The organism is Streptomyces sp. CB01881 (genome assembly GCF_002953255.1).
Taxonomy (GTDB): domain Bacteria; phylum Actinomycetota; class Actinomycetes; order Streptomycetales; family Streptomycetaceae; genus Kitasatospora.
This window is the reverse complement of record NZ_CP026498.1, coordinates 8,194,421-8,194,734: the sequence shown is the minus strand read 5'-3', so window position 1 is coordinate 8,194,734 and position 314 is coordinate 8,194,421. Positions and strand designations below refer to the sequence as shown.

The window sequence follows — 314 nt, the reverse complement described above, 5'->3', positions numbered from 1 at the left end:
CGACGAACTTGCCGACCACACCGTGCTTGCGCAGCATCTCGGTGATGGTGAGCACCAGGTCGGTGGCGGTGGTGCCGGCCGGCAGCTGGCCGTTGAGCTTGAAGCCGACCACGCGCGGGATCAGCATGGAGACCGGCTGGCCCAGCATCGCGGCCTCGGCCTCGATGCCGCCGACGCCCCAGCCCAGCACGCCCAGGCCGTTGACCATGGTGGTGTGCGAGTCGGTGCCGACACAGGTGTCCGGGTAGGCCTGGCCGCCACGGACCATGACCGTGCGGGCCAGGTGCTCGATGTTCACCTGGTGTGCCGGTGCC

1 pseudogene is annotated in these 314 nt (G+C 70.1%); it reads right to left on the bottom strand.

From position 1 onward, the window contains the following. Window positions 1-314, bottom strand: a pseudogene (locus C2142_RS40375) (aconitase family protein); the annotation flags it as partial.